The 19972-nt window shown below is 70.5% G+C and carries 16 protein-coding genes; 8 read left to right on the top strand and 8 right to left on the bottom strand.

Going from position 1 to position 19972, the window contains the following annotated elements; translation table 11 throughout:
- Positions 1-223: 223 nt before the first annotated feature.
- The 3 genes from Tfont_RS09410 to Tfont_RS09420 all read right to left on the bottom strand — a co-directional run bounded on the left by Tfont_RS09410 (position 224) and on the right by Tfont_RS09420 (position 3977).
- Positions 224-1639, bottom strand: a complete 1416-nt coding sequence (locus Tfont_RS09410) for an aspartate aminotransferase family protein (RefSeq protein ID WP_143969247.1) — start codon at positions 1637-1639, stop codon at positions 224-226.
- Between the two features lie 29 nt (positions 1640-1668).
- The gene (locus Tfont_RS09415; protein WP_068608013.1) at positions 1669-3039 is read right to left on the bottom strand and encodes a glutamine synthetase family protein; all 1371 of its coding nucleotides are present in this window, start codon (positions 3037-3039) and stop codon (positions 1669-1671) included.
- 122 nt (positions 3040-3161) lie between these two features.
- Positions 3162-3977, bottom strand: coding sequence for a gamma-glutamyl-gamma-aminobutyrate hydrolase family protein (locus Tfont_RS09420; protein WP_143969248.1), 816 nt, complete (start codon positions 3975-3977; stop codon positions 3162-3164).
- 124 nt (positions 3978-4101) lie between these two features.
- Here Tfont_RS09420 and pdxR point away from each other — a divergent pair, with 124 nt between their 5' ends.
- The gene (gene pdxR, locus Tfont_RS09425; RefSeq protein ID WP_143969286.1) at positions 4102-5583 is read left to right on the top strand and encodes a MocR-like pyridoxine biosynthesis transcription factor PdxR; all 1482 of its coding nucleotides are present in this window, start codon (positions 4102-4104) and stop codon (positions 5581-5583) included.
- A 24-nt stretch (positions 5584-5607) separates the two neighbouring features.
- Here pdxR and Tfont_RS09430 read toward each other — a convergent pair whose 3' ends face one another.
- Together Tfont_RS09430 and Tfont_RS09435 are read right to left on the bottom strand one after the other, a co-directional pair.
- Positions 5608-6930, bottom strand: a complete 1323-nt coding sequence (locus tag Tfont_RS09430; RefSeq protein ID WP_143969249.1) for an NAD(P)/FAD-dependent oxidoreductase — start codon at positions 6928-6930, stop codon at positions 5608-5610.
- 151 nt (positions 6931-7081) lie between these two features.
- Complete coding sequence (locus tag Tfont_RS09435; protein WP_143969250.1) at positions 7082-7990, bottom strand: LysR family transcriptional regulator; 909 nt, start codon at positions 7988-7990, stop codon at positions 7082-7084.
- Between the two features lie 153 nt (positions 7991-8143).
- On the opposite strand from Tfont_RS09435, the gene Tfont_RS09440 reads away from it, so the two are divergent.
- The 4 genes from Tfont_RS09440 to Tfont_RS09455 all read left to right on the top strand — a co-directional run bounded on the left by Tfont_RS09440 (position 8144) and on the right by Tfont_RS09455 (position 12665).
- Positions 8144-8446 (top strand): DUF4148 domain-containing protein, encoded by a 303-nt coding sequence (locus Tfont_RS09440; RefSeq protein WP_143969251.1) that lies wholly within the window; start codon positions 8144-8146, stop codon positions 8444-8446.
- 78 nt (positions 8447-8524) lie between these two features.
- Complete coding sequence (locus Tfont_RS09445) at positions 8525-10438, top strand: PhoX family protein (protein ID WP_143969252.1); 1914 nt, start codon at positions 8525-8527, stop codon at positions 10436-10438.
- A 77-nt stretch (positions 10439-10515) separates the two neighbouring features.
- Positions 10516-11487, top strand: a complete 972-nt coding sequence (locus tag Tfont_RS09450) for a metallophosphoesterase (protein ID WP_143969253.1) — start codon at positions 10516-10518, stop codon at positions 11485-11487.
- A 188-nt stretch (positions 11488-11675) separates the two neighbouring features.
- Entirely contained in the window at positions 11676-12665 is a 990-nt protein-coding gene (locus Tfont_RS09455) for a porin (protein WP_143969254.1), read from the top strand.
- A gap of 96 nt (positions 12666-12761) precedes the next feature.
- On the opposite strand, the gene Tfont_RS09460 is transcribed toward Tfont_RS09455, so the two are convergent.
- Positions 12762-14015, bottom strand: coding sequence for a YbfB/YjiJ family MFS transporter (locus Tfont_RS09460; RefSeq protein ID WP_143969255.1), 1254 nt, complete (start codon positions 14013-14015; stop codon positions 12762-12764).
- A 41-nt stretch (positions 14016-14056) separates the two neighbouring features.
- Here Tfont_RS09460 and Tfont_RS09465 point away from each other — a divergent pair, with 41 nt between their 5' ends.
- Positions 14057-15442: an aspartate aminotransferase family protein gene (locus Tfont_RS09465; protein WP_260682341.1), complete on the top strand. Its 1386-nt coding sequence runs from the start codon at positions 14057-14059 to the stop codon at positions 15440-15442.
- Positions 15443-15444: 2 nt separating this feature from the next.
- Here the strand turns inward: Tfont_RS09465 and Tfont_RS09470 are convergent, their stop codons facing one another.
- Positions 15445-16029, bottom strand: coding sequence for a hemerythrin domain-containing protein (locus Tfont_RS09470; protein ID WP_082955375.1), 585 nt, complete (start codon positions 16027-16029; stop codon positions 15445-15447).
- Positions 16030-16121: 92 nt separating this feature from the next.
- The gene (locus Tfont_RS09475) at positions 16122-18455 is read right to left on the bottom strand and encodes a heavy metal translocating P-type ATPase (protein WP_143969257.1); all 2334 of its coding nucleotides are present in this window, start codon (positions 18453-18455) and stop codon (positions 16122-16124) included.
- A 68-nt stretch (positions 18456-18523) separates the two neighbouring features.
- Here Tfont_RS09475 and Tfont_RS09480 point away from each other — a divergent pair, with 68 nt between their 5' ends.
- Positions 18524-18721: a heavy-metal-associated domain-containing protein gene (locus tag Tfont_RS09480; protein ID WP_068607995.1), complete on the top strand. Its 198-nt coding sequence runs from the start codon at positions 18524-18526 to the stop codon at positions 18719-18721.
- Between the two features lie 458 nt (positions 18722-19179).
- Positions 19180-19950, top strand: coding sequence for a septum site-determining protein MinC (gene minC / locus Tfont_RS09485; RefSeq protein ID WP_143969258.1), 771 nt, complete (start codon positions 19180-19182; stop codon positions 19948-19950).
- Positions 19951-19972 lie beyond the last annotated feature (22 nt).

The following is a 19972-nucleotide window of genomic DNA, read 5'->3' on the forward strand; positions in this document are numbered from 1 at the left end:
GCGCGGGGGCGGGTTGGGCGACGGGTTCTTCCTTCTTGCCGCAGCCGGCGACGAACGCGGCGGCCAGGGCCAGGGCCAACAAGCGCTTCTTCATGTCCACACTCCAGTCGAGAGTTTGAGGGGGTAAACGCAGAACGATTGCCAAGCAACAAACAGGCCGGTGCGGACTTGACCCACCACGACGCCCCTGGATGCTCGCGTGGGATTCTAGGGCACCCCCCGCTCAGGTTTTGCCTTGCCGTCGCAAATCTGCCAGCGTGGCGTCGAGCGCGGTGCGGATGAGGCGGATCATTTCGTCGATATCGGCGCGGGTCATGACCAGCGGCGGGGCGATGATCATGCGGTCACCGACGGCGCGCATGACGACCCCCGTGTCGAAGCAGTGGCCGCGGCAGGTCATGCCCACGGCCCACTCCTCGGGAAAGCGCGCCAGCGTCGCCTTGTCCCGCACCAAAATGAGTCCCGCCACCAGGCCGCAGGTCTCGGCCACGCCGACCAGGGGGTGGTCGGTCAGCTCGGCAAAGCGCTGCGCCAGGTAGGGGCCGGTGTCCTCGCGCACGCGCTGGGGCAGCGCCTCGGCGGCCATGAGGTCCAGATTGGCCAGCCCCACCGCGCAGGCCACGGGGTGGCCGCTGTAGGTGTAGCCATGGGTGAACTCGCCGCCGCTGTGCAGCACGCGGGCGATGCGCTCGTTGACCAGCACCCCCCCCAGCGGGATGTAACCGCTGGTCACCGCCTTGGCAAACGTCACCAGATCGGGCCGGGTGCCAAAGCGCTCGTAGGCAAACCAGTGGCCCAAGCGGCCAAAGGCGCAGATCACCTCGTCGGAGATGAGCAGGATGCCGTAGCGGTCGACGATGCGCTGGATTTCGGGCCAGTAGGTCTCGGGCGGGATGATGACGCCGCCGGCGCCCTGCACCGGCTCGGCGATGAAGGCCGCGACCTTGTCCGGGCCGACCTCCAGGATTTTTTCCTCCAGCCAGCGCGCGGCGCGCACGCCAAACTCGGCCGGCGTCTCGCCCGGCTCGCGCAGATCCCAGTAGTAGGGCTGCTGGATGTGGACGATGCCGGGGATGGGCAGGTCGCCCTGTTCGTGCATGCCCCCCATGCCGCCCAGCGACGCCGCGGCGACGGTGGAGCCGTGGTAGGCGTTCCAGCGGCTGATGATGACCTTGCGCTGCGGCTGGCCCATCAGATCCCAGTAGCGGCGCACCAGGCGCACATTGGTGTCGTTGGCCTCCGAGCCGCTGCTGGTGAAGAAGACGTGCGAAAACCGCCGCCCGTCCACCGGCGGGGCCAGTTCGGACAGCCGCGCCGCCAGCCGCACCGCCGGCTCGGTGGTGGTCTGGAAAAAGGTGTTGTAGAAGGGCAGCTCCAGCATCTGGCGGTAGGCGGCCTCGGCCAGCGGGCGCCGGCCGTAGCCCGCGTTGACGCACCACAGGCCGCTCATGCCGTCCAGGATGCGGTGGCCCTCGGAGTCCCAGATGTAGATGCCCTCGGCGCGGGTGATGACGCGCGCGCCCTTGGCCGCCAGCGCCTGGTGGTCGGTGAAGGGGTGCAAAAAGTGCGCGCTGTCCAGCGCCTGCAGCTCGCGGGTGTGCGCGCTGGGCTGGGGCAGGCGGTCGGCGGGGGCATTCATGGGTGGACTCCTCGGGATGGTCGGTGCGGTCAGACGTGCAGCAGCAGGTGCTCACGCTCCCAGGGCGAGATCACTTTCATGAACTCCTCGAACTCGAGTTCCTTGATCTCGGTGTAAATCGTGATGAACTCCTCGCCCAGCACATGGTGCAAGTCGGGCTCGCGGCGCAGCCAGTCCAGCGCCTCGCCCAGGCTGCGCGGCAGCGCATAGGCCGAGAGGTAGGCGTCGCCGCGCATCTCGGGCTTGGGCTTGATCTTGTTGACGAGGCCGAGATAGCCGCACGCCAGCGTCATGGCCATGGCGACATAGGGGTTGGCGTCGGCGCCGATGACGCGGTTTTCGACGCGGCGCGCCTGCGGCGGCGCGATCGGCGAGCGGATGCCGACCGTGCGGTTGTCGTGGCCCCACTCGATGTTGATGGGCGCGGCGGTGTGGCGCGCCAGCCGCCGGTAGCTGTTGACGTAGGGCGCCACCAGCGCCATCGCGGCCGGGATGTAGCGCTGCAGCCCGCCGATGTAGTGCCCGAAGGCCTCGGACGGCGAGCCGTCCTCGTTGCTGAAGATGTTGCGCCCGGTGGCCTTGTCCACGATGCTTTGGTGGATGTGCATCGCGCTGCCCGGCTCGCCCGCGATGGGCTTGGCCATGAAGGTGGCGTACATGTCGTGGCGCAGGGCGGCCTCGCGCACGGTGCGCTTGAACAAGAACACCTCGTCCGCCAGCGCCAGCGGGTGGGAGTGGAAGAAGTTGATCTCCATCTGCCCGGCGCCGACCTCGTGGATCAGGGTGTCGACGTTGAGCTCCATCTTGTCGCAGTAGTCGTAGATCTCCTCGAACAGGGGATCGAACTCGTTGACCGCGTCGATGGAGTAGGCCTGGCGCGAGGTTTCGGCGCGTCCGCTGCGGCCGATGGGCGGGTGCAGCAGGGTGTTGGGGTCGGTGTTGCGCGCGGTGAGGTAGAACTCCAGCTCGGGCGCGACGACCGGCTCCAGGCCCATCGCCTCGTACAGGCCGCAGACGTGGCGCAGCACGCTGCGCGGCGCGTAGGGGATGAGCTTGCCGCTGTGGTCGAAACAGTCGTGGATGACCTGCGCGGTCGGGTCGCTGGCCCACGGGACGATGCGCGCCGTGGTCGGGTCCGGGCGCAGCTGCATGTCGCGGTCGGTGGGCTCGATGACGTCGTAGTACGGCCCGCTCTTGGGCTGCTCGCCGGTCACGCTCATGGCCACGATGGCCTGAGGCAGGCGCATGCCGCGGTCTTCGGTGAATTTCTCGCGCGGCAGGATCTTGCCGCGCGCCACGCCGGTCAGGTCGGGGACCAGGCACTCGACTTCGGTGACGCGCCGCTCGTTGAGCCACTGCTCGAGATCGTTGAAGGATTTGAGGTCTTTGGAACTGCTCATGGGTTGCTCCGTTGCCCGGGGGGTGGCGCCAGGGCCGGCAGGGCCTGCGGCGCCCGCGGGGGTTGCCCGGTCATTCTGGCCTCAAGCATGGCCGAAAACCAGAACCGGGCCCAGGGAACAGCCTAAGGGAGTTCGGGCGCGGCGGCAAAGGCGCGCGCATCGGCCTCGCGGCGCGCGCGGCGCTGGCGCAGCGCCTCGCCAAAGGCGCGGAAGATGGCGCTGGACAGCGGGTCGTCCCAGCAGCGCCACTCGGGGTGCCACTGGACAGCCAGCGCAAAGGCGTGCGCATGGTCGAATTCGACGGCTTCGATCAGCCCGTCGGGCGCATGCGCCACGGCCCGCAGGCCCGGCGCCAAACGGCGGATGCCCTGCCCGTGCAACGAATTGACGCGCACCGTGGGCGCGCCACCCGCCAACCGGTACAGCAGGCTGTCGGGCTGCAGCGTCACCTCGTGGCGCGGGCCGTACTGTTCGTCGAGCGGGGCGGCTTTGGGCTCGCGGTGATCCAAATGCCCGGGCAGGGCGTGGACCGCTTGGTGCAGGCTGCCGCCGAGGGCGACGTTGATCTCCTGAAAGCCGCGGCAGATGCCCAGCAGCGGGATGCCCCCGGACAGCGCATGGCGCACCACGGCCAGAGTGACCTCATCGCGCGCCTCGTCCAGCGGCAGCGACGGGTCGGCCACCGGCTCGCCAAAGTGACGCGGGTGCACGTTGGAGGGCGAGCCGGTCAGCACGACACCATCGACCAGCGCCAGCAGCCGCGCGACCTCGCTGGCGTCGGCCAGCGGAAACATCACCGGCTGGGCCTGCGCGCCCACCTTGACCGCGCGGGCGTATTTGTCGCCCAGCAGCAAAAACGGCATGGCGTGGTCGTGGTCGCCGAGCAGGCGGTGGTCCGCCGGCATCCAGACGAGGGGGGTGGACGGGAAGGCAAGCATGTTCAGAACCATTCTGGCGGCCGATTGGGTGCACAATTGGTGCCATTTGACCCCACGGCATGGGGCCAATTGACCGGGCGCAACGCCGGTGCCAGGACGTTTTCGTATGACCCAATCCTCCGCCCTGCTGGCCGATTTTTTGCTGACCGAAATGGCCCGCCCCGACGGCCCGGCCGGCCCCGGGGGCGGACTGCCGCTGAACCGGCGGCTGTACGAGGCGCTGCGCCGCGCCATGCTGGACGGGCGGCTGTCCGCGGGCGACCGTCTGCCCTCCAGCCGCGAGCTGGCGCAGGATCTGCGGCTGTCGCGCAACACCGTGGTGGCGGCGCTGGAGCAACTGGGGGCCGAGGGCTATCTGATCAGCCGGGTGGGCAGCGGCACCTATGTGCACGACCAACTGCCGCAGACTGTCCCGGTCGCCCGGCGCGGGGGGGCGGGTGCCACCACGCGGCTGCCGGGCCTGTCGGCGCGCGGACGGGTGCTGGCCGAGCACTACGGCGCGCGGGAGCTGGAGATCCAGCCCTTCACCCCGGGGACGGCGGATTTCAGCGCCTTTCCGGTGGCGCTGTGGCAGCGGCTGCAAAACCGGCACTGGCGCAGCGCGCGGCCCGAGATGCTGGACTACACCACCTCGGGCGGATACGGGCCGCTGCGGCGTGCGGTGGCGGACTATCTGCGCGTCTCGCGCAGCGTGCGGCTGGACCCGGAGCAGGTGCTCATCACCACCGGCACGCAGCAGTCGCTGGAGCTGTGCGCGCGGCTGCTGGCCGATGCGGGCGACACCGTGTGGATCGAGGACCCGGCCTACTGGGGCGCGATCAAGGCCTTCACCGCCTGCGGGCTGCGGCTGCAGCCCATCCCGGTGGACGCCGAGGGGCTGGCGCCCCCGGCGACGGCCGACGCCACGCCCCGGCTGATCTATGTCACCCCGTCGCACCAGTACCCGACGGGCGCGGTGATGTCGCTGGTGCGCCGGCGTGCGCTGCTGGCGCAGGCCGCGCGCGCCGATGCCTGGGTGCTGGAGGACGACTACGACAGCGAGTTTCGCTTCGACGGCGCGCCGATCGCGTCGCTCGCCGGACTGGACGACGACGGCCGGGTCTGTTACCTGGGCACGTTTTCCAAGGTGCTGTACCCGGGGCTGAAGCTGGGCTATCTGGTGGCCCCGCGCGGCCTGGTGGAGGCGTTTCGCCAGGCGCACTACGACCTGCACCGCCCCGGCCAACTGCCGCTGCAGGCAGCGCTGGCGGAGTTCATCGAAATGGGCCACTTCGCCGCCGCGCTGCGGCGCACGCGCCAGACCTACGCCGGCCGGCGCGCGCAGTTGCTGCACGCGCTGGCCCCGCTGCTGGATGCCGAGGGCGTGCACATCACCGGCGCGGCCCAGGGGCTGCACCTGTGCCTGCGGCTGCCGCTGACGGTGGACGACCGCGCCGTGGCGGACACCCTGGCGGCCGAGGGCATTTCGGTGCGGCCGCTGTCGGCCTATTGCCTGCAGCGGCGCGACCTGCGCGGGCTGCTGATCGGCTATGGCTACGCCCAGCCGGCGCAAATCGAGCCGAGCGCGCGCCGCATCGTGGCGGCGGTGCAGCGCGCGCTGCGCTGAGCGCCCCGCGGACCGGGCGGGCGCTCAGTGCCCCAGCGCATCGCGCCAGCGGTGCCACGCCATGCCGAGCGCCAGCACCGGGGTGCGCAACCACGGCCCGCCCGGAAAGACGTGGTGGCGCAGCCGCGCGAACAGATCGAAGCGCTCGGACTGCACCGTGATCGCCTCGGCCACCAGGCGCCCGGCCAGGCCGGTCAGCGCCACGCCGTGCCCGCTGAAGCCCTGCAGGTAGTACATGCGCTGCCCCACGCGGCCGAAGTCGGGGGCGCGGTTCATGGTGATGTCCACGAACCCCCCCCACAGATGGGCCGTGGGCGTGCCCGCCAGTTGCGGAAACACCGCCAGCAGGCGCTGCTGCATCGTCTCGCGCAGACGCGGCGGCGTCATGGTGGTGTAGCTGACGCGTCCCCCAAACAGCAACCGGTCGTCGGCACTGAGGCGAAAGTAATCCAACACCACGTTGTTGTCGCAGACGGCCGCGCGGCCCGGGATCAGGGACGCGGCCAGCGCGCGCGGCAGCGGCTCGGTCGCCAGGATGTAGGTGCCCACCGGCATGATGCGCGGGTGGATGTCGGCCAGCACCCCGGGGCCGTGTTCGGCCAGGGTGCAGTTGCCGGCGACGACGGCAAACTCCGCCTCCACCACGCCCGCATCGGTGTGGGCCGCCACGCCGTCGGCGTGGCGCTGCAGCCGGCGCACGGGGCTGTGTTCGTGCAGCACGGCCCCGGCCGACTGGGCCGCGCGCGCCAGCCCCAGCGCGTATTTGAGCGGGTGCAGATGGCCGGAAACGGTCTCGTACGCCGCAGCGACGTAGCGCGGGCTGTCGATGTGGCGGCGCACCTCGGCCCCTTCGGCCCAGGTCGTGGCCAGTCCGTAGTCGCGCGCCAGCGCCTCCATCTCGGCGCGCAGCGCGCGGGCCTTGCGCGGGCGATCGGCGACGTACAGGTAGCCGTGCTCGCGGTCGCAATCGATGCCGTGGCGCGCGATGCGCTCGTCGATCAAACGCACCGCTTCCAGCGACCCCTCCCAGGCGGCGCGGGCGGCGGCCCGCCCGAGCTGGCTCTCGAACACGCCCATGCCGCAGGCATAGCCGACGATGGCCTGGCCGCCGTTGCGCCCGCTGGCACCGGCGCCGATGCGATCGGCCTCCAGCAGGACCACGCGGCGCCCGCGCTCGGCCAGTTCCAGCGCCGCGCTCAGGCCCGCAAAGCCCCCGCCCACCACCACCACGTCGGCGCGCTGGCGGCCGGCCAGCGCGGGCTGTGCCGGTGGCCGCACCACGCTGGCTTCGTAGTAGCTGTCGGTGTTGAGCTGGGTGTCGGAACGCAGCAGGGAGGGGCGCAGCATGGGGCGGAGGAGTCATCGGCCCGACAGGGGCCCGGCGGGCAGGGACGATACCGCGCCCGCCCCGCGGGCCAGGGTGCCAATCGGCCCGGGCGGCAAGGCGCCAACGCCCCGGCCGTCACCGCGCGAGCGCCTCGCGGCGGCCGGCGTCTGCCTACGTCCGCAGCAGCGTCGCCGTCTCGTGCGTCAGCTCGTCCAAAAAGGCCCGCGTGCGCGCCGGCAGGTGGCGGCGGCTGGGCAGCGCGGCGTAGAGGGACCAGTGGTCCGTGACCCAGCCGTCGAGCACGCGCACCAGCTCGCCGCTGGCCAGCCGGTGCGCGACCAGATCCAGCGAGACCGCCAGAATGCCGCCGCCCTCCAGCGCCATGCGCAGCAGCGCCTCGACATGGTTGCTGCAGGCGACGGGCTCCACCGCCACCCGGCTGACGGCGTCCGGCTGGTCGGCGCGCCACAGGGTCCACGCGTGGGCGTGCTGCCCCGGGGGGCGGTAGCGCAGACAGTGGTGGTGCATCAGATCCTCGGGCCGGGTCGGCCGCCCGACGCGCTGCAGATAGGCCGGCGCGGCGACCAGCGCGCTCACCCCGCTGGCGATGCGGCGCGCGATCAGGCCCGTATCCACCGTGCCTTCCACGGTAAACAGCGCCACGTCGTGCTCTTCCACCGAGGGGACGGCGTAGCTCTCGACATCCACCTCGACGCGCAGGGCGGCGTGCCGCGCCGTCAGCCGCGGCACGACCGGGGCCACCAGCACGCTGGCCAGCACCGGCGTGGCCAGCACCCGCAGCACACCGGCCACCGTCTGGCTGCGCTGGCTCACCAGAGCGTCGGCCTCGTCCAAATCGGCCAGGATGCGCCGCACCCGCTCCAGATAGGCGGCGCCCTCGTCGGTCAAGGCCACGCGGCGCGTCGTGCGCTGCAGCAGGCGCACGCCCAGTTGCGCTTCGAGGTCGGCGACCATGCGCGTCACGCTGGCGGCCGACAGATCGAGGGCGCGCGCGGCGGCGGCAAAGCCACCGGCATCGGCCACCGCCTGGAAGACGCGAAGGGATTGAAGCCGGTCCATGGGTAGATTGTCGATGTTTATTTCTAAATCTGCAATATTGCATTGTTGGCAAAGAGGTTTATCGACAAATCTTTCGTTAGTACAGTTCATTCCACGGGCTGCATCAACGGCCCTCTCCAGCAATCTCTCTCTGTCCAGACGAAAGGAAACGCCATGAACCGCTTCTCTCTGCGCACCCTGATCGCCACCTCGCTGCTGGCCGCGACCGCCGCCGCATCGGCCGCGAGCTTCCCCGTCGCATCGGGCGAGTTCTCCGCCGCCGACGTGGCCGCCTCGAACACGGCCCAGCCGGTGCGCGCCGCCCGCGCCACGACCACCGAAGGCCGCACCCGCGCCGAAGTGCGAGCCGAGTTGGAAGCCGCGCGCTGCCGCGGTGAGCTGCCGTTCGACGGCGAGACGGGCCGCACCTACCGCGACGTCTTCCCCGACCGCTATCCGCTGCCGGGCTGCCGTTGACGCCGCGGCACACTGTCATCGGTCTGTCACGCCCTCGGTCGAAGATGGCGGCCTCTTCACGCAAGACGACGACGCACCATGGCCAAAGACTTCGACCTGATGGAAGACTCCAACCGCAGCGCCAACCCGACCATCCACGAGGTGTCGGACCCGGCGCGGCGCATTTTCGTGCGCGGCGCGCTGGCCAGCGCCACCGCCGCGCTGTTTGGCGGCGGCCTGCTGGCGGGCTGCGCCAGCACCGGTGGCCCCAACGCCGCGGCCCTGGGGCGCGGCATCGGCTTTGCCAGTGTGCCGATGCGCGACGTCGACGAGGTGCTGGTGCCCCCGGGCTACACCGCGCGCGTGCTCAACCGCTGGGGCGATGCGGTGGGCGTGGCCGGCAAGATGCCGGCGTTCAAGACCGACGGCTCCAACACCGCCGAGGAGCAGGCCCTGCAAGCCGGCATGCACCACGACGGCATGAGCTACTTCCCGCTCGATGGCAGCAAGCGCGGGCTGCTGGCCATCAACCACGAGTACACCGATGACGGCCTGCTGCACCCGGACGGCATGAAGACCTGGAGCGCCGAGAAGGTGCGCAAGGCGCAGGCCGCGCACGGCGTGTCGATCATCGAGATCGAAGCCGGCCCGAACGGCTGGCGCCAGGTGCTGCCGTCCAAGTACGCGCGCCGCATCACCGCGACCACGCCGATGCTGATCAGCGGCCCGGCCGCCGGCCACACCTGGATGAAGACCGCGGCCGACCCGACGGGCACGCGGGTGCTGGGCACGATCAACAACTGCGCCAACGGCCAGACGCCCTGGGGCACCTACCTGACCTGCGAAGAAAACTTCATCAACTACTTCCACGGCCCGGACCAGCCCGATGCGCACGGCAAGCGCTGGGGCCTGAAGAAAGACGGCGCCGGCTACCGCTGGCACGAATTCGACGAACGCTTCGACGCCACCCGGCACCCCAACGAGCCGAACCGTTTTGGCTGGGTGGTCGAAATCGACCCGATGGACCCGACCATGACACCGATCAAGCGCACGGCGCTCGGCCGCGCGGCGCACGAGGGCGCCGCGGTGGCGCTGACCGACGACGGCCGCGCCGTGGTGTACATGGGCGAGGACGCGCGCTTCGAATACATCTACAAGTTCGTCAGCCGCGACCGCGTCAAGCCGGGCGGCTTTGCGGCCAACCGCGACCTGCTCGACCACGGCACGCTGTATGTGGCCAAGTTCAACGCCGACGGCAGCGGCGAATGGCTGCCGCTGGTGCACGACCGCGGCCCGCTGACCGCCGCCAACGGCTTTGCCAACCAGGGCGCGGTGCTGATCCAGGCGCGGCAAGCCAGCGACGCCCTGGGCGCCACCAAAATGGACCGCCCGGAATGGACCGCCGTGGACCCGATCAGCAAAGAGGTCTATTGCACCCTGACCAACAACAGCAACCGCGGCCGCGACAAGAGCCCCGGTGCGGATGCGGCCAACCCGCGCGTCAACAACACCATGGGCCACATCATCCGCTGGAAGGAAAGCGGCGACCTGGACGCCACCCGCTTCACGTGGAACCACTTCGTGATGGCGGGCGATCCGTCGCTGCCGCGCGCCGAGGCCAAGGGCAACATCCGCGGCGACATCTTCGGCAGCCCGGACGGCCTGTGGGTCGATCCGCGCGGCGTGCTGTGGATCCAGACCGACGTGTCCACCTCGACGCTGGGCAAGGGCGACTATGCCAACCTGCCCAACAACCAGATGCTGGCCTGCGACCCGACCAAGGGCGAGATCCGCCGCTTCCTGGTCGGCCCGCGCGGCTGCGAGGTCACCGGCATCGCGATGACGCCGGACCTGCGCACGATGTTCATCAACATCCAGCACCCGGGCGAAAGCCCCAGCGAACGCAGCGACCCGGACGCGCCGACCAAGATCTCGCGCTGGCCGGACGGTGGCCGTCCGCGCTCGGCCACCGTCGTCATCACCAAGAACGACGGCGGCGTCATCGGCCTGTGACCACCGGGCGGACACCCGGTCCGTTCGCCCCGATCTGCTGGCCCCTCGGGGCCGGTTTTGTTGAGGAGCCCAATCCCATGCGTTTTCCCCTTTTGCCCCTGGCGTGGCGCGGCGCCGTCGCCGCCACGGCCGTGCTGCTGGCCGGCACCGTCGCGGCCCAGACCGTGCGCTTCGTCGCGCTGGGCGACATGCCCTATGGCCCCCCTGACAAGAGCTATCCGCCCTACCGCGCGCTGATCGAGCGCGTCAACGCGCTGCAGCCGGCCTTCACCGTCCACGTCGGCGACTTCAAGGCCGGCTCCACGCTGTGCAGCAACGAGGAGTTTTCCGCCCAGCTGGAGCACTTTGGCCGCTACCGCGGTGCCGTGGTCTATACCCCGGGCGACAACGAGTGGACCGACTGCCACCGCGCCAACAACGGCAGCTACGACCCGCTGGAGCGCCTGGCCACGCTGCGCCAGCGCTTCTACACCCCCGGCCGATCGCTCGGCCAGCAGCCCATCGCGGTGGAAAACCAGTCCACCGTCATGCCCGCCTTCGCGCCCTATGTGGAAAACCAGCGCTGGTGGGCCGGCGACGTGCTGTTCGTCGCCGTGCACATCGTCGGCAGCAACAACAACTTCGAGACACGCGACCCCAAGGCCGTGGCGGAGTTTTTCGAGCGCGACCGCGCCAACGTCGCCTGGCTGCGCGCTGCCTTCGAGCTGGCGCAGCAGCGCAACGCGCGCGCCATGGTGGTGGCCATGCAGGCCGACCCGTTCGACAACCAGCAGCCGGTGGAGACGTTCCCGCGCCACTCGGGCTTTGCCGCCAGCATCGGCGACACGCTGGTGCCGCTGGCGGCGCAGTGGGGCCGTCCGGTCCTGCTGATCCACGGCGACAGCCATGTGCTGGCCTTCGACAACCCCTTCAAGCACCAGAAAAAGCCGGTGCTGAACCTGACACGCCTGCAGGTGCCGGGCGCGGCCGACGTGCGCGCGGTGGAGGTGAGCGTCGATCCGGCGTCGTCGCAGCCGTGGACCATCCAGGTCTTTGACGCCCAGCCTTGAGGCGCGTGTGAAGCCCGATGACGTTGTTTATGAACAACATTCGGGTCATCACGAATTGACTTCACATCACCGTCATCAGGGGCCGGTGCAATAGCCCCTGTGGTTCGGCCCTCCGGGCCGCCCATCCCCAGTTGCAGCCCCCCCATCCGGGGCTGCCGCTTTCTGGTTCAACCCTAGGAAATCCGACGATGAAAAAATCCCTGATCGCCCTGGCCGCCCTGATGACCACCGGGGCCGCCCTGGCCCAATCCAACGTCACGCTGTACGGTCGCGTGGACCTGTCGGTGGGCAACCTCAAGGACAAGGTCAAGAACACCTCCACCACCCAGATGTTCCAGGGCGGCGACGGCGGTCTGACCACCTCGCGCTGGGGCCTGCGCGGCACCGAGGATCTGGGCGGCGGCCTGAAGGCGGCCTTCAAGCTGGAAAACCGCTTCAACCCCGACACCGGCGCGTCGCAAGACCCATACTTCAAAGGCGAATCCAGCCTGTCGCTGATGGGTGGCTTCGGCGAGGTCAAGCTCGGCCGCAGCAACACGGTGTACAAAGACGTGCGCGACCTGGGCGAGAGCCGCGATGTGTTCGACTCGGCCTTCACCGCTTCCAGCAACGGCGTGTTCAAGTCGGGCGGCGACTATGCCTCGCGCGTCGACAACAAGATCAGCTACTACAGCCCCAACATGGGCGGCTTCTACGCGGGCATCGACGTCTCGCTGGACGAGAAGGCCGGCGTCTCCCAGGACAAGTACGCCTTCAAGGCCGGCTACAAGCAAAAGGAATTCGAGGTCGCTCTGGCCCACCAAAACGAGAAGGACAAATCCGACAAGTACACCGCGCTGGCCGCGATGTATGACTTCGGCAGCTTCTCGGTGTCGGGCGCATACAACCAGCGCAAGGGCAGCGCCGCCAACGGCGACGACAGCGAATACGCGCTGGGCGTGACCGTGCCGGTCGGGGCCTGGGCCTTCTCCGGCGGCTATGCCTACAGCAAGACCAAGGACTCGGCCGGCGGCGCCAAGAACGGCAAGGCCAGCGGCTTCGCCCTCGGCGCCACCTATGCCCTGTCCAAGCGCACGCGCCTGTACGCCGGCTACCGCGACGTGGAGGTGAAGAACAACGTCGGGGCCAAGACCAAGGACGAGCGCCTGGTCGCCTTCGGCATGCGCCACGACTTCTGAGCGCGGCCCTGTCCGCACACGGGCGGTGACGGGCCGCCCGATCTCTCCAAAAACGCTCCTTGGGACGGGCTTTCTGCGGAAAGCCCGCTTTTTTTCTCAGGACAGGGCACGCTGGCGCCACGCGGCCAGCGCCCCCAGCCACAGCGCCCCCGCCGAGAACACCAACCCCCGCTCCAGCCCCCCGGGGCCGTCGCCGATCCAGCCCACCACGGCCGGGCCGACGATCTGGCCCGCCGCAAACACGATGGTGAAGGCGCTGATGCCCGCCGCCCAACGCGCCGCGGGCAGGTTGTGGCGCACCAACGCCGTGGTGGACGCAACCACGGACAAAAACACCGCGCCAAACAGCAGGCCCGACGCCAGCAGCACCGGCCAGGCGTGGGTCAGGGCCGGCAACACCGTGGCCAGTCCGAGCAATGCATTCAGCCGCGCCAGGGGCTGTCCGTCGCGGTGCCGATCCAGCAGCCCGGCCCACAGGCGCGACGACGCCATCACCGCCACCCCCAGCAGGGCATAGAACAGCGTGATTTCAGCCGCAGGGGTGCCGCGGTCGCGCAGCAGCGCGACCACGAACGTCATATAGCCGATGTAGCCCACCCCAAACAAGGCGTAGCCCGCCAGCGAGGGGGCAAACGCCCGCAGCAGCGCCCCGGTGTGGGCCGGCCCCCCGGCAGCGGCGGGCGCCGGCGAACTGGCCGGCGCCGGCGGGGCGGCGCCCCTCAGCCCCAGCGTGCCCAGGCCGCGCCAGGCGTGGACCAGGCCCCCGGTGGCCGCCAGACAGGCCACGGCCAAGGCCCACCAGGCCCACGCCCAGGCGTGCGGCCGATCCGCCGCCCAAGCCAGCACGGCCGGCACCGCCAGCGACGACAGCACGATGCCGCTGCCCACGCCACCATAGTACAGGCCCAGCATCAGGCCGGCATGGCGGGGCCAGACACTGCCCAGCCGGGCCGCCAGCAGCCCCCCGGCCACGAACACCCAGGCACTGGCGATGCCCGCCAGCCAACGCTGGATCAGCAGCGGCCCATCGGCCGTCAAAAAACCGCTGCCCGCCATGAACAGCGCCGCCAACGCCGACCCGCCCAGCAACACCGCCGCCGGACCATGGCGGCGCATCAGCGCAGGGACGGTGAGTGCCCCGACCAGATAGCCCACCGCATTGGCCGTGTTCATGGCGCCGGCGAGCAGATAGCTCCAGCCCAGATCCGCGCGCATCGGCGGCAGCAGCAGGCCATAGGCAAAGCGGGTGATGCCCAGTGACACCGCCGCCCCCAGCGACAGCCACAGCGCGAGCACCAGACCGCGGCGCAACGGCACCGGGCAAGCGGATCCCTGTTCGAGGCGAGACATGGCCCCGCATTGTGACGCGGGCCTTTCTATCCTGTCACACCATGCGCGACACCCGAATGCCCTCCCCTTCCGCCCCCGTATCCGCCGAGCGCCTGGCGGCGCTGCAAGCCGCCGAGCGCGAGCGCTTCCTGGCCGAACACCCCCGCTCGCGCGTGCTGGCCGGGCGCAGCGCGGCGCACTACCTGTTTGGCGTGCCGCTGCACTGGATGCGCGACTGGCCCAACCCCGTGACGCTGTTCGTGCGCAGCGCCCACGGGGCGGAACTCACCTGCGCCGACGGGCATGGCTACGCGGACTTTTGTCTGGGCGACACCGGGGCGATGTTCGGCCACTCCCCGGCCCCGGTGGCGCGCGCCATCGCCGAGCAGGCGGCGCACGGGCTGACCTGCATGCTGCCCACCGAGGCGGCAGCGGGCGTCGGTGAACGGCTGGCGCAATGCTTTGGCTTGCCGTTCTGGCAGTTGGCCCTGTCCGCGAGCGACGCCAACCGCTTCGTGCTGCGCTGGGCGCGCGCGGTCACCGGCCGGCCGCAGTTGTTGGTGTTCGATGGCTGCTACCACGGCGCGGTGGACGACACGCTGGTGGACCGCGACCCCGCGACCGGCAGCACGGTGCGCCGGCCATCGGTGCTCGGCGCGGTGCACGACCACCCCGATTTCACGCGGGTCATCCCCTTCAACGACCTGACCGCGCTGGAGCGCGCGCTGGCCGATGGGCAGGTGGCCGCCCTGCTGGCCGAGCCCGCGCTGACCAACTTTGGGCTGGTGCCGCCCGAGCCCGGCTTCTGGCCGGCGGCTCAGGCCCTGTGCCGCCGCTACGGCACCCTGTTGGTGCTGGACGAAACCCATACCCTGTCCAGCGGCGTCGGCGGCCATGCGCGGGCGCACGGGCTGGCACCCGACGTGTGGGTGGCCGGCAAGGCCGTCGCCGGGGGCGTGCCCTGCGCACTGTACGGCGTGACCGCCGATCTGGCGGCCCGCATGCAGGCGGTCAAACAGGGTGCACCCGAGGGGCACAGCGGCATCGGCACCACACTCACGGCCAACGCCCTGGCCATGGCCGCGCTGGATGCGGCCTTGCAGCATTTGCACACGCCAGCCAGCTATGCCGCCATGAACCGCGTCGCCGATGCACTGGAAGCCGGCTTGACCGAGCGCTTGCGCGCCCGTGCCCTGCCCTGGACCGTGACACGGCTGGGCGCCCGGTTGGAACTGCAGTTCATGCCCGAGACGCCGCGCAACGCCGACGATGTGCGCCGCCATGCCCAGCCGGCGCTGGAAGCCAGCCTGCACCTGTTCCTGCTCAACCGCGGGGTGCTGCTGACCCCGTTCCACGGCATGATGCTGTGCTCGCCGGCCACCTCCCCGGCGCATGTGGATCGCCTGCTGAACGCCTTCGACGACTGGCTGGCCGCCCTGGGTTTGTGAGGTCACGCCCCGAGGCCGATGGGCGCCGGGGCCACCTCCAGAATGCGGCGAAACAGCCGCTCGTAGGCCGGATCGGGCGCATAACGGCCCGTCAGCGGGTCGCGGTTGGCCTCGAACGCCTCGTCCAGCGCCCGCCAGTCGGCTTCGTCGAGCACGCGCTGGGCCGCGGGCAGGATTTCCTGCTCCTCCAGCCGCATGTGCTCCAGATAAAACCCGACGTAGCGCTCGCAGGCCTCGACGAAGGCGGCCTGGCGGTCGTCGCCCAGCCATTCCCAGGCCAGCAGCCGGTGCTGCAATTCGCGCACCTGCGACTCGCCCTTCATGTGGTCCTGCTCCAGCCGGGTGATGACGGGCAGCACGGCCGGCTCGCGCTTGGCCACGCGCGGAAAGAGCAGATCGGACTCTTTCGGATGGTGCAAGCGCTCCGGAAACTCGTCGATGTAGAACAGCATCGCGCGCAGCGTGTCGAAAAAGCGCGCGCGGTCATCGCCCGGGCCGCGGCGAACCAGCCACAGCAGGGACTGCAGCATGGCGGCCAGGGCCGCGTGCTCATCGCGAATGGTGCGCAGGGCGCTCGAGGGGTGCATGGGTGGCCTCCTGCCCAAAACATGGTCGATCTATCCCCAGACCGACGCTGGCCAAGCATGCCGCCAAACGCCCCCCCTGATCTTGACGCACGTCAAGACGGGGAAACCGTCTGGGAAATCGCGGTTACATGCGCGGGGCGCCAGCGCGTCAGCCACAAGGCATTGGACACCACGCTGACCGAGCTGGCCGCCATCGCCGCACCGGCGAACACCGGGTCCAGCACACCCAGCGCCGCCAGCGGGATCCCCGCGACGTTGTAGACGAAGGCCCAAAACAGGTTTTGCCGGATCTTGCGCACCGTTCGGGCCGAAATATCCAACGCCGCGGGCACCAGCGCCGGGTCGCCGCGCAGCAGCGTGATGCCGGCGGCGTGCATGGCGACATCGGTGCCGCTGCCCATGGCAATGCCCACATCGGCCGCCGCCAGCGCCGGCGCATCGTTGATGCCGTCGCCCACCATCGCCACGGCGCCGCCGCGCGCCTGCCAGCGCCGCACCACGGCGGCCTTGTCGGCGGGCATCACCTCGGCCTCGACCTCGCCGGCCTCGGGTCGCAAGCCCAGGCGGCGCGCCATGGCCTCGGCGGCCGCCCGCTGATCGCCGGAGATCATGACCACCCCCAGGCCCCGCGCACGCAGCTCCGCGATGGCCTGGGCGGCCCCGGGCTTGGGCTCGTCGGCAAAGGCCAGCAGCGCCAGCGGGCGCCAGACGTCACCCTGCTGCCAGGCCAGCACGGCCAGCGTGGCCCCGGCCGCCTGCTGCTCGGCCATGGCCGGTGCCCAACCGTCCGGCAGCCCGGCCCCTGGCTGCAGAGGGCAGCCCAAATCGGCCATCCAGCCCGGGCTGCCCAGGGCCAGGGTCACGCCGTCGACCGTGCCTTGCACCCCGCGACCGGGCACCGTCTGGGTGTCGGTGGCGGGGGCTGGCAACGCCTCCCCCCATGCGGCCAGCACCGCCTTGGCCAGCGGGTGGCTGCTGCCCATCTGCAGGGCGACGGCAGTGCGCAACGCGGCCGCTTCGTCCACGCCGGGGGCGGGCACCAAAGCGACCAGGCGCGGATGCCCGACGGTGAGCGTGCCCGTCTTGTCGAAGGCCACGGTGCGCACGCGCTGGGCAACCTCCAGAGCCTCGGCGTCCTTGACCAGAATGCCATGACGGGCCGCCGCCCCCGTGCCGGCCATGATGGCCGTGGGGGTGGCCAGCCCCAGCGCACACGGGCAGGCAATGACGAGCACCGCCACCGCATGGAGCACCGCCTGCTCGCCATCGGCCCCCCCGACGGTGACCCACAGCACCCCCGTGGCCAAGGCCACCAGCACCACGATGGGGACGAACACCGCCGCCACCCGATCCACCAGCCGCTGCACGGGCGCCTTGTGCGCCTGCGCATCCTGCACCAGGGCGATGATGCGCTGCAGCACCGATTGCGCGCCGATCGCGGTGACCCGCACCTCGATCGCCCCATCGCCATTGAGGCTGCCGCCGGTGACCACATCGCCCACCGCCTTGGCCACCGGCAGCGGCTCGCCGGTGAGCATGGATTCGTCCACCTGGGTGCGCCCCTGCGCCACGATCCCATCGGCCGGGATGCGCTCGCCCGCGCGCACCAGCACACGGTCGCCGGGCAGCAGTTCGGTGACCGGAACGTCCTGCATCGATTCGCGGCGCACGCCATCGGGCAGCAGGTGGGCCATCGGTGGCTGCAGCGCCTGCAAGGCGCGGATGGCCGCCGTGGTGCGGCGTTTGGCGCGCGCCTCCAGCCACTTGCCCAGGCGCACCAGCGTGATCACGACCGCAGCGGCTTCGAAGTACAGGTGCGGCATCTCGTCCGGCGGCGTGTGCCACCACAGCCAGACGCTCATGCCCCAGGCCGCCGTCGTCCCGAGGGCGACCAGCAGTTCCATGTTGCCGCTGCCACTGCGCAGCGCATGCCAGCCTGCGCGGTAAAACCGCGCACCCAGCCCAAACTGCACCGGGGTGGCCAACAGAAACTGCCACAGCGCCGGGACCATGAGGTGCACGCCAAACGCCATGGCGATCATCGGCAGCACCAGGGGCGCCGAGAGCACGGCCCCGACCAGCACCCACATGCCCTCACGACGCACGGCCTGCCGGGCCTGCGCTTCGTCGTCGTCGCCACTCGCCAGCGGGCGGGGCTCGTAGCCGGCGTCGCGCACGGCGCGCTGCAGACGGGCCGGCAGTTCGGCGGCGTGCGCGGCGTCGGCGCGCCACTGCACCCGCGCGGTCTCGGTGGCCAGGTTGACACTGGCGTAGGTGACGCCGGGCACGCGCTGCAGCGCCCGCTCCACCCGCGCCACGCACGACGCACAGGTCATGCCCCCGATGCCCAGATCGCATTGGCCGGTGGCCCCGGCTTCGAGCGGGGCGTCCGGCGGCGCCGCCGCCGAGGTGAGTTCGTCCGCCATGGAGCGAGTATGCCGCAGCGATCCAGGCGGCGTATGATGGAACGCTCGATCCACTCCCCCGCAACGCCATGAAACACGTTTTCACCGTCACGGGCATGTCGTGCGGCCACTGCGTCCGGGCGGTCACGCAGGCCATCCGCGCGCTCGATCCGCAAGCCACGGTCCAGGTCGATCTGGACGCCCAGCGCGTCGAAGTCGAATCGGAACAACCCCGCCCCGCACTGGCCGACGCCATCCGGGACGAGGGCTACACCGTCGTCGACTGACCGACGGCACCGGGGCGGGCCTTTGCGGCTCGCCCCGTCTCGTTTTTCTTCCCCTCTTTTCCCCCCTCGCTTCGCCCCGGCCGTCCCAACGGCCGGGGCGTTGTCGCATCTAGACCACGGCGGTGGCCGCACCACGTTTTGCACAAGCCTGTGGAAAAAAATCGGACAAGAGGCCTGTTATTCACAACCTGGTCGATGTTCGCCCGGGTTGTTCGCGTCCATCCCGGCGCCCACGCGGTGGGCACCCACAAGGTCATGAATGCCGCAACCGGCTGTCGCACCAGCAAAAACGGCGCTTGTCCACGGATGGCGGCGCGCTTCTACCTACGACGACTATCTTGTATGACGATCACAAAGAAAAACCGGGGACAACGCGAAGCGCGAACCGCAGTCCCCACCGCCCCAAAGGGCCGATCCGTTGCCCCGCGCTGCTAAGATGCGCACCGAGAACACGCCCCATGTCCAGCGCGCCCCCGTCGTCCCCCGCCATCGAAATCCGCCACGGCCAGATGCCGCTGGTGGTGGCCCGCTTGCGCGGGCCCGATGTGGACGCGGCCTTGGCGGAGCTGGAGCAGCGCTACGGCGATGCGCCGGGTTTTTTCGAAGACGAGCCCCTGCTGTTGGACCTGTCCGAATGGACGGGGACGGATCGCGGCCCAGCACCCCTGGAGCGCCAAGCCCTGCTGGACGGACTGCAGCGCATCGGCCTGCGGCCGCTCGCCTTCCACGGCGGCCCGCCCGGTTGGCAATCGGCGCTGCGCGAGCGGGGCCTGGTCGCAGGCGAGGTGCAGGGACCGGTGGCCGTGCGCGGCACATCCCCAAAGGCGGACAGCCCGGTCACCGCCGCAGCAACGCCGCCTGCGCCATCGACCTCCCCTTTGCCCAGCGCCGCCCTGGTGGTGGATCGGCCGTTGCGCTCCGGACAGCAGGTGTATGCGCGCGGACGCGATCTGGTCGTGCTGGCCATGGTCAACCCCGGGGCGGAAGTCATCGCCGATGGCCACATCCATGTGTACGCGCCCTTGCGCGGCAAGGCGATTGCCGGAGCACGCGGCTTGACCGAGGCCCGCGTCTTTGCCCTGGCCCTGGAGCCGGAGCTGGTCTCGATCGCCGGCGTCTACCGCACCGCCGAAACCCCGTGGCCCGATGCCGTGCGCGGCAAGCCGGCCCAGGTGCGGCTGGCCAGCGGGCCCGATGGCGACAAGCTGCTGCTCGAACCCCTTTCCTGAAACGCCCTCATTCCCAGACTGA

This window comes from Tepidimonas fonticaldi, assembly GCF_007556755.1.
Classification (GTDB): domain Bacteria; phylum Pseudomonadota; class Gammaproteobacteria; order Burkholderiales; family Burkholderiaceae_C; genus Tepidimonas; species Tepidimonas fonticaldi.

Coding starts and splice junctions, on each gene's coding strand:
- Tfont_RS09435 (WP_143969250.1), bottom strand. CDS start 7,990: ATGGACCGGCTTCAATCCCTTCGCGTCTTCCAGGCGGTGGCCGATGCC.
- Tfont_RS09420 (WP_143969248.1), bottom strand. CDS start 3,977: ATGCTTGCCTTCCCGTCCACCCCCCTCGTCTGGATGCCGGCGGACCAC.
- Tfont_RS09440 (WP_143969251.1), top strand. CDS start 8,144: ATGAACCGCTTCTCTCTGCGCACCCTGATCGCCACCTCGCTGCTGGCC.
- Tfont_RS09465 (WP_260682341.1), top strand. CDS start 14,057: ATGCGCGACACCCGAATGCCCTCCCCTTCCGCCCCCGTATCCGCCGAG.
- Tfont_RS09460 (WP_143969255.1), bottom strand. CDS start 14,015: ATGTCTCGCCTCGAACAGGGATCCGCTTGCCCGGTGCCGTTGCGCCGC.
- Tfont_RS09415 (WP_068608013.1), bottom strand. CDS start 3,039: ATGAGCAGTTCCAAAGACCTCAAATCCTTCAACGATCTCGAGCAGTGG.
- Tfont_RS09410 (WP_143969247.1), bottom strand. CDS start 1,639: ATGAATGCCCCCGCCGACCGCCTGCCCCAGCCCAGCGCGCACACCCGC.
- minC (WP_143969258.1), top strand. CDS start 19,180: ATGTCCAGCGCGCCCCCGTCGTCCCCCGCCATCGAAATCCGCCACGGC.
- Tfont_RS09475 (WP_143969257.1), bottom strand. CDS start 18,455: ATGGCGGACGAACTCACCTCGGCGGCGGCGCCGCCGGACGCCCCGCTC.
- Tfont_RS09480 (WP_068607995.1), top strand. CDS start 18,524: ATGAAACACGTTTTCACCGTCACGGGCATGTCGTGCGGCCACTGCGTC.
- Tfont_RS09455 (WP_143969254.1), top strand. CDS start 11,676: ATGAAAAAATCCCTGATCGCCCTGGCCGCCCTGATGACCACCGGGGCC.
- Tfont_RS09450 (WP_143969253.1), top strand. CDS start 10,516: ATGCGTTTTCCCCTTTTGCCCCTGGCGTGGCGCGGCGCCGTCGCCGCC.
- Tfont_RS09445 (WP_143969252.1), top strand. CDS start 8,525: ATGGCCAAAGACTTCGACCTGATGGAAGACTCCAACCGCAGCGCCAAC.
- Tfont_RS09470 (WP_082955375.1), bottom strand. CDS start 16,029: ATGCACCCCTCGAGCGCCCTGCGCACCATTCGCGATGAGCACGCGGCC.
- Tfont_RS09430 (WP_143969249.1), bottom strand. CDS start 6,930: ATGCTGCGCCCCTCCCTGCTGCGTTCCGACACCCAGCTCAACACCGAC.